This is a genomic window from Pantanalinema sp. (genome assembly GCA_036704125.1).
Taxonomy (GTDB): domain Bacteria; phylum Cyanobacteriota; class Sericytochromatia; order S15B-MN24; family UBA4093; genus JAGIBK01.
In genome coordinates this window covers 17602-28007 of the sequence record DATNQI010000061.1, presented here as the reverse complement: position 1 = coordinate 28007, position 10406 = coordinate 17602, and the positions used below count along the sequence as shown (strand labels likewise).

14 protein-coding genes are annotated in these 10406 nt (G+C 68.6%); 3 read left to right on the top strand and 11 right to left on the bottom strand.

All coding sequences use genetic code 11. From position 1 onward, the window contains the following. Window positions 1–226 precede the first annotated feature (226 nt). A complete protein-coding gene (locus tag V6D00_09795; protein HEY9899461.1) occupies window positions 227–622 on the top strand; it encodes a DUF983 domain-containing protein in 396 nt (131 codons plus the stop codon). Window positions 623–626: 4 nt separating this feature from the next. Here the strand turns inward: V6D00_09795 and V6D00_09790 are convergent, their stop codons facing one another. Then, the gene (locus V6D00_09790; GenBank protein ID HEY9899460.1) at window positions 627–1013 is read right to left on the bottom strand and encodes a hypothetical protein; all 387 of its coding nucleotides are present in this window, start codon (window positions 1011–1013) and stop codon (window positions 627–629) included. A 127-nt stretch (window positions 1014–1140) separates the two neighbouring features. Further along, window positions 1141–1437 (bottom strand): zinc-ribbon domain containing protein, encoded by a 297-nt coding sequence (locus V6D00_09785; protein ID HEY9899459.1) that lies wholly within the window; start codon window positions 1435–1437, stop codon window positions 1141–1143. A gap of 295 nt (window positions 1438–1732) precedes the next feature. On the opposite strand from V6D00_09785, the gene V6D00_09780 reads away from it, so the two are divergent. Next, a complete protein-coding gene (locus V6D00_09780) occupies window positions 1733–2611 on the top strand; it encodes a diacylglycerol kinase family protein (GenBank protein HEY9899458.1) in 879 nt (292 codons plus the stop codon). Here the strand turns inward: V6D00_09780 and V6D00_09775 are convergent. The 4 genes from V6D00_09775 to sppA form a co-directional block, all read right to left on the bottom strand. Continuing rightward, the gene (locus V6D00_09775) at window positions 2601–3656 is read right to left on the bottom strand and encodes an SPOR domain-containing protein (protein HEY9899457.1); all 1056 of its coding nucleotides are present in this window, start codon (window positions 3654–3656) and stop codon (window positions 2601–2603) included. The genes V6D00_09780 and V6D00_09775 overlap by 11 nt on opposite strands. Before the next feature lie 106 nt (window positions 3657–3762). After that, a complete protein-coding gene (locus tag V6D00_09770) occupies window positions 3763–4026 on the bottom strand; it encodes a DUF1292 domain-containing protein (protein HEY9899456.1) in 264 nt (87 codons plus the stop codon). Window positions 4027–4060: 34 nt separating this feature from the next. Further along, window positions 4061–4516 (bottom strand): Holliday junction resolvase RuvX, encoded by a 456-nt coding sequence (ruvX, locus tag V6D00_09765; protein HEY9899455.1) that lies wholly within the window; start codon window positions 4514–4516, stop codon window positions 4061–4063. An 8-nt stretch (window positions 4517–4524) separates the two neighbouring features. After that, window positions 4525–6897: a signal peptide peptidase SppA gene (gene sppA, locus V6D00_09760; protein HEY9899454.1), complete on the bottom strand. Its 2373-nt coding sequence runs from the start codon at window positions 6895–6897 to the stop codon at window positions 4525–4527. 224 nt (window positions 6898–7121) lie between these two features. Between sppA and V6D00_09755 the strand changes: the two genes are divergently transcribed. Next, complete coding sequence (locus tag V6D00_09755) at window positions 7122–7772, top strand: hypothetical protein (protein ID HEY9899453.1); 651 nt, start codon at window positions 7122–7124, stop codon at window positions 7770–7772. On the opposite strand, the gene V6D00_09750 is transcribed toward V6D00_09755, so the two are convergent. The 5 genes from V6D00_09750 to V6D00_09730 all read right to left on the bottom strand — a co-directional run bounded on the left by V6D00_09750 (window position 7759) and on the right by V6D00_09730 (window position 10322). Further along, entirely contained in the window at window positions 7759–8547 is a 789-nt protein-coding gene (locus V6D00_09750; GenBank protein ID HEY9899452.1) for an enoyl-CoA hydratase-related protein, read from the bottom strand. The genes V6D00_09755 and V6D00_09750 overlap by 14 nt on opposite strands. A 10-nt stretch (window positions 8548–8557) precedes the next feature. Beyond that, a complete protein-coding gene (locus V6D00_09745) occupies window positions 8558–9034 on the bottom strand; it encodes a cyclic nucleotide-binding domain-containing protein (GenBank protein HEY9899451.1) in 477 nt (158 codons plus the stop codon). 80 nt (window positions 9035–9114) lie between these two features. Beyond that, a complete protein-coding gene (locus V6D00_09740) occupies window positions 9115–9495 on the bottom strand; it encodes a hypothetical protein (GenBank protein HEY9899450.1) in 381 nt (126 codons plus the stop codon). A gap of 10 nt (window positions 9496–9505) precedes the next feature. Then, entirely contained in the window at window positions 9506–9742 is a 237-nt protein-coding gene (locus V6D00_09735; GenBank protein HEY9899449.1) for a hypothetical protein, read from the bottom strand. A 124-nt stretch (window positions 9743–9866) separates the two neighbouring features. Then, complete coding sequence (locus V6D00_09730) at window positions 9867–10322, bottom strand: hypothetical protein (GenBank protein ID HEY9899448.1); 456 nt, start codon at window positions 10320–10322, stop codon at window positions 9867–9869. Window positions 10323–10406: the final 84 nt, after the last annotated feature.

Sequence of the window (10406 nt, the reverse complement as noted above, 5' to 3'; positions counted from 1 at the left end):
CTGCACCTCCCCCCCGACGCGACCCTGGAGGAGGCCCAGCGCGCCTTTCGCACGCTCTCCAAGGCCTTCCACCCCGACCTCAATCCCAGGCTGGGGGATGCTCCCTTCAAGACTCTGATGGAGGCCAAGCGCATCCTGGGGATCTGAGCAGTCCTCGGATGCGAAGACGTGCGATCGGAGCTATGCTGGAAGGGTAAGAGGCGCACCATAAGGAAGGACCCCCTCCATGCTCAAGGCCTGGCCCCGCTCGCTCATGCTCGGCTTGCGCCTGCGTTGTCCCCGCTGCGGGAAGGGCGAGACGAGCGCTGGTCTTCTCAAGCCGAAACCCTTCTGCTCGGCCTGCGCCCTGAACTTCACCCTCAACGAGGGCGAGTTCACGGGCGGCACCTACATCAACTACGGGGTCATGGCGCTCATCTTCGTGCCGGGCTTCGTGGTGATCGACCATTTCCTCGACTGGAGCATGGAGCAGCAGCTGATCCTCTGGGGCGCCTTCGCCCTGGTCTTCCCCTTCGCCTTCCAGCGCAACGCCATCGGGCTGTACACCGCCCTGCTCTACCTGACGGGCGCCTTGAATCACGGTGAACGAGCGAGCGCCAAGGACGATCCCGAGCACATCTGATCGCTCACTTCGCGCGCGAGGCGCCATGGTCCGGGGTGTCCGGGATCTCGCGATGGGGTTGCTGGCCGATCGCAGGGCCGGCCTCTTCGGCGAAGGTGACGCTCCCGCACCCGAGCTCGGCAGGGCTCTCGCGCCCCCAGGGCGTGCTCGTCGGCGGCGAGAAGGGCTCGCGGCCGACGGCCTCCGCTGCCAGTGAGGCCGGATCCCCCTCAGCAACGGCATCGAGCACCCGTTCGGCCTCCGAGGTCTGCTCGACCATCGGGCGCTCGGTCGGCGGGAGGTCCTCGATGCCCGCGAGATCGGGCAACTCGCCCACGTGCGCGGGGGATCGCTGCCCTTCCAGGACTCCGCCCTGGGGCAGCTTGGGGAAGGGGTTGGGGCGCTGCGGCATGGCCACCTCCCGGGATAGGCGGGATCTCGACACGCCCACTCTACGCCCGGGACGCGCCCGCGAAAATGCACGCTCACACGAAAGGGCCGGGAGCTTGCTCCCGGCCCTTTCGTGTGTCGATGCGGGCTTAGCGCGCGGGCGCCATCTTGCGATAGCAGTCCGAGCAGAAGACCGGCTTGCCCTGGGTGGGGCGGAAGGGAACCTTGGTGTCCACGCCGCACTCGCCGCACTGGGCGGGGAAGAGCTCGCGCTGGGGACGGGCGCCCATCGAGGTGCCACCGGTTGCGGCCTTGCGGGCCGACCGGCACGAGGGGCAGCGCTGGGGGTCATTGGTATAACCCTTCTGCGCGTAGAACTCCTGCTCACCCACGGTGAAGGTGAACTGGCCGCTGCAGTCGCGGCAGGTAATCATCTTGTCTTGCATCGTCAGCAGATTCCTCCAAAAGACGACCGGAACCACCGTTCTTGCCCACCGTTGCTGAATCCCTACAGGACAAGCGACTGCCTAGGAACTTCCAGAGCGTGTTACCAGCCGGAAACCCGTGTAAAACAAGAACTTGATCCAATCCTACCTTACTTGGTCTAATCGCGTCAACTACTTCATAAAGCTTCCCAAAGCACCCCAAACCCTTTGCTGACAGTCGTTTAGGGTAAAACCGGCAGGTCGGGGGGAGCTAAAATTGTAGCGGGATGTAAAGGCAAGATGCAGAGGAAGGGCCATGCCGAGACGCGCGCTGGTGGTTTTCAACCGGGGGGCCGGCAGGGGCCGGAACGCGTGCTCCGTCGAGGCGATCGCCCGCGAGATCCGCTCCTGGGGCTGGACCCTCGAGACCATCGATTGCCAGGATGAGCGCACGACCGATGCGATCGCCTCGGCGATCGCCGGCGGGGTCGACACGGTGGTGAGCCTCGGCGGCGACGGCACGGCCAACCTCTGCGCAGGCGCCCTGATCGATACCGACGTGGCCCTCGGGGTCGTCCCGTGCGGCACCGCCAACGACTTCGCCCGGACCCTCGGCATTCCCCTGCCCATCGACCGGGCCCTCGCCGCGCTGCGGGACGGCGAGCGCATGAGGATCGACGTGGGGTGGGTGAACGGCCATCACTTCCTCAACGTGGCGTCGCTCGGCATGGGCGCGCTCATCGCGCGCGGCATCAGCCCGGATCGCAAGCGCCGCTGGGGACGGTGGGCCTATGCCCTCGAAGTCCTGCGCCGGCTGCGAACACCGAGGCTTCACCCCTTCACCCTCTGCCTGGACGGCGGGTGCGAGCGGTTCGAGGCGTACCAGGTGGCGATCGCCAATGGCTGCTCATTCGGAGGGGGCTTCCGGATCGGGGCCGAGGCGCGGCTCGACGAGGGGCTCTTCGACGTGCTGGTGATCGAGCCCGGCTGGTTGAGGCGCGCAAGAAAAGCCACCGCGTCGGGCTTGACCCTGGTAGGGCGGCTCGGAAGCCGCACCTACCGCACGCGGTGGCTTGAAATCACGTCGACGGATCGCGTGACGGTGAACCTGGACGGGGAAGCGCACGAGCTGGTTTCGCCCCTGCACTTCCGGGTGCGTCCTCTGGCCCTATCGGTCCTGGTCGCTAGATCTTGACCACGATGGCAGGCACGCCCTGACGGCGTACCTTGGTGGCCATCGCCTGCGCCTGGTCCATGGTGGCGAACTTGCCGACCAGGACCCGGTTGGGAGAGGTCACTCGGGTCGTCCCGCCGGCCACCGAGACGAACAGCCCCTTGGCACGCAACTCGCTGGCGATCACGTCGGCGCGCGAGCGGCCGGAGAAGATCCCCAGCTGCAGGTAGTACCGACCGCGGCCCGCGGGCACGATGGCTCCGGGGTGACCGGCGCTGGCGAACTGGTTCTTGAGGATGTTGGCCTTGGCACTGGTGTTGACGACGGTCGAGCGCACCGAGAAGGCGCCGGTCGTCGCCGAGCCGGGGCTCGGTTGCCACGCCTGGAACCCCTTGGCGTTCAGCACGCTCGCAAGATTGCTCGCGTTGGCGCTCGAGGCGAAGGCGCCGCACTGGACCGCGTAAGCACCGGCCCCGGCGGGGACGGCAGGGGCGGGGATCGCCTTGGGAGGCTGAGGAGCTGCCTGCTTGGCCACCGCCGCGGACCGAGCAGGCTGCTTGGCCGGCGCAGCCGGCTTCGCGACCGTGCCCGCTGCGGGCTGATCGGCGTTGACCTTGACCTCGGCCCTCTTGGCCGGGGCCTCGGTCTTGGGGGCCACGGGCTTCGGGGCCTCCTTGGGGGCCTGCGCGTCGGCGGGGACCGCCTCGTTCACCGAGGGCACGCCGGGCGTGGGGGCCACCTTGCCGAAGCCGTTCGGGTTGGCGTAGGGGCTGCTGCTCTCCTGCGCGACTTCCTCGGTCTTGGGCGAGAAGGGGAGCATCCCCTTCATGTAGGCGTAGGCACCGCCCCCGAGCACGAGGACTCCGGCGAGCACGAACGCGGCCTTCTTCTGCCAGCCACTGCCGGCAGGTTCCTCGTCGTCGTCCTCGTACTCCTCGTCGTCCTCGTCGTCCTCGTCGTAGGCGTCGTCGTCGTCTTCTTCTTCGTCGTCGGACGCGTACGCGTCGAGGTCTTCGACCTCGTCGTCGTCGTACTCGTACTCTAGTTCTTCGTCGCGCTTGGGCACCGATCCTCCTTGCGCCCCCTCGGCGATGTCATCGGGGCCGCATGCTGCACCTATACCCGCGCCGGCCGCCTTTGAAAAGCGGCAGGCGTCGGCACGTCAGACTGGTCTAGCTTTCGACCTGTTCGCCCAGCTCTTCGAGGTACTGGACGACACGGTTGAACTCGTTCTCGTCGTCGATCATGACCAGCGAGTCGTCCTCGAAGCGGAGCACCAGCACGTCCTCGCTGTCCTCGGCGTCGCTCTCGCTCTCGGCGGGAAGCAGGAGGGCGTACTCCTTCTCGTCCACTTCGATGATGTCGACGACCGCGAACTCGTGCTCGTTGCCGTCCTCGTCAACCAGCGTGACGATATCTTCCTTGGCTTCTTCCATGACGGGATCCTTTCTGTGATGCGGCTAAGGTGGCCTACGGCTCCAGGGGGGCGTCCGGGCTCGCCTGGAGCCGGGAGCGGCGATCGAGATAGCTCTGGAGGATGAGGACCGCGGCCTGCTGATCGATCACGGCCTTGCGCTTGTCACGTCGCATCCCGCTCGCGATGAGCGCGGTTGCAGCTTGCTTGGTGGTCAGGCGCTCGTCAATGTAGTCGATCGGCAACGCGAGGCCGCGAAGATGCTCGACGAACGTCTCCACGAACTGGGCCTGCGGCCCCGGAGAGCCGCTCATGCTAAGGGGATAGCCTACCACAAAGCGTTCAGGGTTGTATAGCTGGACCAGGCGCTGCAACTGGGCGAGGTCCTGGGCCATGCTCTGGCGCCGGATGGTCTCGACGGCCTGAGCCGTGAGGCCGAGCGGGTCGCTCACGGCGACCCCGATGGTCTTGGTGCCCACGTCGAGGCTCAGGATGCGGGGCTGTTCTTGCATGTCGGTCCTTACTGGTCGAAATCGGGGGGAAGGAGCCAGACGCCGGTGCGGGCCCACGGCGCGAGCCGGTCTGCCGCCTGGCGCAGCTCGGAGGCCAGCGAGAGGGTATTGCCGAGGCGCAGCTGGCCGTCCGCGCCCAGGCCGATCGCCCCGAAGGGGTTGACCTCGGGATAGAAGGCGAGCTTCACCTCCTGGCCGTCGAGGCCCGCGCGCCGCCGGGCCTCGGCGATCGCCTCGTCGAGGCCCGCCAGCCGATCCACCAGGCCGAGGCGCTGGGCCATCGCGCCGGTGTAGACCCGCCCGTTGCCCAGCTCGCGCACCCGCCCCTCGGACAGGTCGCGGTTGGCGGCCACCAGGCTCACGAACCTGCCGTAGAAGAAGTCGGCGTTGGCGCGCAGCTTCGCCTCCTCGTCAGGGGTGAAGGGGCGAGTCGGGCTGAGCATGTCGGCGTGGGCGCCGCGCTTGAGGGTGGTGTTGGTGATCCCCCACTTGGCGAGCAGCCCGTCGATGCTGAACTTACCGACGATGACCCCGATCGACCCGGTGATGGTCCCGGGATCGGCGTAGACCGGCGTCCCCGGGATCATCGAGACCCAGTAGCCGCCGGAGGCCGCCACGTCGCCCATCGAGACGACCACCTTCTTCTTCTCGGCCACGAGCATCAGCTCGCGGCGCATGACGTCGGAGGCCATGGCCGAGCCGCCGGGGCTGTCGACCCTGAAGACCACCGCCTTGACGGCGTCGTCGTCGCGCACCTCCCTGAGGGCCGCGACGAGGGTATCCGAGCCGAGGGTCGCACCCTGGACCAGGTCGCTGCCGCTCGTGCCGTCCACGATGGATCCCGCCGCGTGCACGATCGCGACGCGCGGGGGAGCCCATGCCACGGTCCTGTAGCGCAGGGCGAGGGCGTTGACCCCGGTGAGCCGGCGAGCGAGCTGCTGCTCAAGGCGCTTGGGGACCTCGTCGCGGTGGGCGAGCTCGTCGACGAAGCCCGCGGCCTGGGCCGCGGGCGCCTCGAGCATGCCCTGATCGATGGCCTGACGCACCTTGTCCAAGGGGAGCTTGCGGGAGCCTGCGATCGCCTGCACCACCCGGTCGAACTGGTCGTCCAGGAGCGCCTGGGTCTGCTCGCGCTGCGCGGGGCTCGGAGTCGTGCGCTCGAAGGGCTCCATGGCCGTCTTGTAGCGGCCGACGGCGACGAACTGGGCCTTCACGCCGAGGTTGTCGAGCAGGCTCTTGAAGTGGGTGAGGGTCCGGCTCGTGCCCGCGAGCTCGAGCGTCCCCATGGGGTTGAGGAAGACGCGGTCGGCAGCGCTCGCCAGGTAATAGGTGCGGAAGTCCGCATCCTCCAGGTAGGCCCAGACGGGCTTGCCGCTCTCCTTGAAGCGGGTGATGCCCGCGCGAAGCTCCTCGAGGGTGGCCCAGCCCCCGCCCACCCTGCCCACCTTGACGATGAGGGCACCGATCGCGGGATCGGCCTGAGCCTCCGAGAGGGCCCTGAGCGCGGGGTAGACCGGGGGCACGTCGCTCAACGAGCCGATCAACGGGAGATCGGCGCCGCCGCGACCCAGCGCCTCGGCAAGATCGAGGGTGGCCCACTGGCCGCCCGCCGCACCCAGCGCCGAGCGCTCTCGCAGGCTCGAGACCTTGAGGTGGGTGCCCACGGTGTTGCCGTTGCCCATGGCGCCGAGCGCGAGCTGGGCGGTATTGAGCGACAGGCCGACGGTGTAGGCGAGGGAGGTCGAGACCTGGCCGCGCAGGCGCACGCCGTCGCGGAGCTGAACGTCCAGGCCGAAGAAGGGTTGTACGGTCGTGAGGTTGACGGGGGTGCCGTCGGCGTAGGGCACATCCACGCTCAGGGTCCAGCCAGGGCCGAAGGGCCTGAAGCCAGCGCCGAGCTGGTACTCGCGGCCGGCCATCCCGAGCGCCCCCGGCGTGGCGAAGACGTTGCGCACGGCCAGGCCCAGCGACAGGTGGTTGAAGGGACGGGTCATCAGGCCCAGGTCGTAGCTCCAGGGGCGGCCCTCGGCCGGCAGGTGATACGTCATTCCCCAGCGCATGCGCTCGCCGAGGCCGAAACCGAGGCCCATGGCGTAGTCGTTGTAGGGGATCGCGCCCGAGTTGTCGTGGGTGTAGCCGAGGCCGAGCGCGCCCGCGTTGAAGAGCAGGCGCGTGGTGCCGCTGGCCCACCCCTGACGCGTCAGCATGGCGCTCGCCCCGGCGCTCGCTCCCAGCGCGCCGGGGTTGACGACGATGGCCGCCGCGTCGTCGACCAGGGCCGCCGAGGGGATCATGCCCATGTCCGTGGGCACGGCCGCTCGGACCGGGGTCGCGACCAGGGGAAGCACGGCGGCAAGAGCGATCGACGTGGTTCGGGTCATGGGGCTCTCCTCTACTTGCTCGCTGATAAGCTTGCCCGGTTCAATTCTACGCCGGGCCAGGGAGCATGGCAAAAACGGGCCGTCGAGCTAGCTCGTCTGCTTTTGTCTTGACAGCGCAAAGGAGTCGCATGGCGCGGTTCGCGTTGCCCGACAGGGGGAGGATGGGGTAGGGTGGATCGGGGGGTTGGTTCCGCTCGACGCCCCCCTCGAGACGAGGATCCGCCATGCGCAAAGCAACCCTCTTCACGCTCGCTCTCGCCCTCTCGCTGGCGGGCGGCCCTGGGGGCCACGCCGCGCCCCTGAGCAACGTCGGGCGCCTCGAGCACCTGCTTGCCGATCTCACCCTGGATCAGCCCCTCGACGCCGCGAAGATGGACCGCCTGATCCAGGAGGCCCTCACGAACGACCTCTTGATCGATCGCGCTGAGGCGGCTTTCCTCGCCCAGGCGCTGGATCGCGCCGAGCCGGACGGCTTTTTCGACGGGCCGCCGGACGTCACGGCCACCTTCGACGGCCAGGCCCCCCGCGGGTGGGTGGCGCGGGCTCAGAAGATCCTGGTGAGCACCCTGAGGGCGAGCACGCTGAGCGGCGCAACCGCCACCGCCCTTCAGCAGCTCGGGGCGATCGCCCTGCGCCCCGACCTCGACGCACAGGACCGCGATCGCATCCTGACCCTGATCGCGCACTACCGGCAGGTCGCCACGGCCCGGGTCACGCGCGATCCCCTCGAGGCCATCGAGGCGGCGCTGATCGATCCGCAGGGCGCCCTGCGCACGGCCGAGCACCGTCGCCGGCTGGAGCTGCTCGATCGGCTCGGCAACATGCCCTCGATGCTGAGGGGATCCCGGGAGGCGAGCGCCTCTACGCGCCCGTGAAGCGTGGAGCGCGGCGCTCCTGGACGGCCTGGATCCCCTCCTGGAGGTCCAGGGTGGTGAAGCAGGCGGCCTGAGCCGCGGCCTCGCCGTCGAGGGCGCGCGCGAGCGCCTCGTCGTCGCGCCGCATAAGGGCCTTGGTGCGGCGGATCGCCACCGGGGCGCTCTCGGCGATGCGCCCCGCCAGCTCCAGCCCGGTGGCCTCGAGACGGTCGGCCTGCACGATGTGATTGACCAGCCCGATGGCGAGCGCCTCGCCCATCTCCACGTCCCTGCCGGTATAGACCAGCTCGGCGGCACGCGCGGGGCCGATCAGGCGCTCCAGCAGGAAGGTCGCCCCCATGCCGGGGTTGAGCCCGACGCGCACGAAGTTGGCCGAGACCTTGGCGTCCTCGGCCGCCACGCGCATGTCGCAGCCGAGCGCGAAGCTGAGGCCGGCGCCGGTCGCGCGGCCGTGAATGAGCGCGATCGAGGGGACCTCGAGCGCGCGCAGCGACAGGAACTTGGCGTAGAAGTCCCTCATTCCCGCCCGGTTCTCCGCTTCGGATCGCGCGGCGTTGTCGCGCAAGAAGGCCAGATCGCCCCCGGCCGAGAACGCGCGCCCCTCGCCCCGGACCAGCACCACGCGCACCTGGGGATCCGCGTTGAGGCGCGCGACGTGCGCGCGCACCGCGTCCCCCATGGCGTGAGTCAAGGCGTTGAGCTTGTCCGGGCGCGAAAGGGTGATGATGGCGATGGGGCCTCGCGTCTCGAGGCGGACCTCTTCGGTGAGCTGCATCTTTTTCCCCCTACGCCTTCGAGGCCGCGGCGACCTCGGCGAACTCCTTGGAGGTCTTGCGCAGCTTGAGCGCGAGCAGGCGATTGATCTTCTTGAGGAGCTTGATGGCGAGCGCCGGGTTGTACTCGCAGATCGAATCGAGGTGATCCGGGGTCATGGCGATCCCGATGGTGTCGGCGGTGGCCACCGCCGTCGCCGAGCGCAGGCTGCTGTCGACGAAGGCCGCCTCGCCCAGGACGTTCTTGCCGTCCATCTTGGCGATGTCCTTTTGCTGGCCGATCTTGTCCTTCTTGCGGATGGCGACCGAGCCACTCACCAGGAAGATCAGGTCGCGGGAGTTCTCGCCCTCGTGGAAGAGGACCTCGCCGCTCACCCACTTCTTGAGCCGGAAGTAGGAGGCGAGCTGGTCAGCCTCCGTCGACGACAGGTCGGCGAAGATGGGCAACTGGTCGATGAGACGGGCGATGTCAGTCACGCGTTCGGTCATGGTCCTCGTCCTTTGCCTGCGACTTGATCAAGGGGGCCCTTTGCATTATGACCGACCCCGGCCCGGACGACAACCGAGGGTCAAAGGGCGAAGAGCGGAAGGCGCTGCTGGCGATCCTCGGGCCGGGTGCGCTCGGCGAGCCAGCGGAAGAAGACCTCCTCGCGCATGATCTCGGGGGCCGTCACCGGGATGACCAGGTAGCGCTCCGGCGTGCCGTAGAAGCGCTTGACCTCGACCGGATAGCGATCGCACAGGCCGCGCGCCGGCAGGACCCTCACGATCGGGCGCTTGAGGCGAGGGCCGTTCAGCACGTGGACGATGTAGATGTCCTCGCCGGGGTGGGCGTCGGCATAGCGCCCCTTGCCCTCCAGCACCCAGAGCGGAGCTTGCAGGGAAACTCCGGGGCTGTCGGTGCCGGTCACCTCGAGGCGGATGGGACGCGATGGTTGCTGCTTGCTCATTGTCTTCCCCCTACGACGCCAGGATCCGGATGTCGGGGACGTGGCGCTCGGCCGGGCGCTCGCTGGCCCACTGGTCGCTGTCGGCCATGAAGCCATCGACCTCGAAGCGGATGCCGCGCGCCTCGAGGATCGAGGTCACCCAGCGCACGCGCTCGCAGCCCGGTTTCCAGGTGTGGGCGTAGAGCCGGCGGAAGTGGTCGAAGTCGGGGCTGGACGCGGTGGAGCGGTGCGGGTTATGCTGGGGCATCGAAGGCCTCCTCTTGCTGAACACGGGGGGAGACGCCTCGCCAGGGCGGCAACCCGACGGCGAGGATTCTGATGACGAGCGGCGCGCGGCAACGCGCCGCTCGTTTCTTTTTGGCGATCCTGGCTCAGAGCGAATGGTGGCCGGCAAGCCACCATTCACCCTTCCCGAGGCTCGCGAAGTGGGTGTCCTTGTTGCGGCTCAGGACGCCGCAGAGGTAGTTGCGGGCGTTGGCGCCCAGGTCGATCGCCTCGTCCTGCTCGAGGTACGCGTGAAGGTCGCCGACCTCGACCGGATGGCCGAGCCCGGCCATCCGATCCTTGATCACCGCGATAAGCTCCGAGCGGCTGAGCTTGCGGCGCGGCGCGGTGGGCGCAGCCGGAGCGCTCGGCGCCTGAGGAAGCGTGCCCTCGACGATGTAGCGCATGGCTGCCTCCTCGAACTGCAGGTCGGGCAGCTGAGCTCGCAGGGCCGTGATTTCCCGCTCGTGCTCGGCGATCGCGGCAACGATCGCGTCGATGCGAGAACGAGCGGCCGCGAGCCGCGCCTTCGCGCCTTCCTTTAGGGTCGTGTCGGGAGTCATGCGCTGAATCCTGTCTCAAGAGGGCGCGCGCGACCCGGTCGGCCGCGCTGGTTGGCTATGTCCAAATGTACGAACGACATAGCT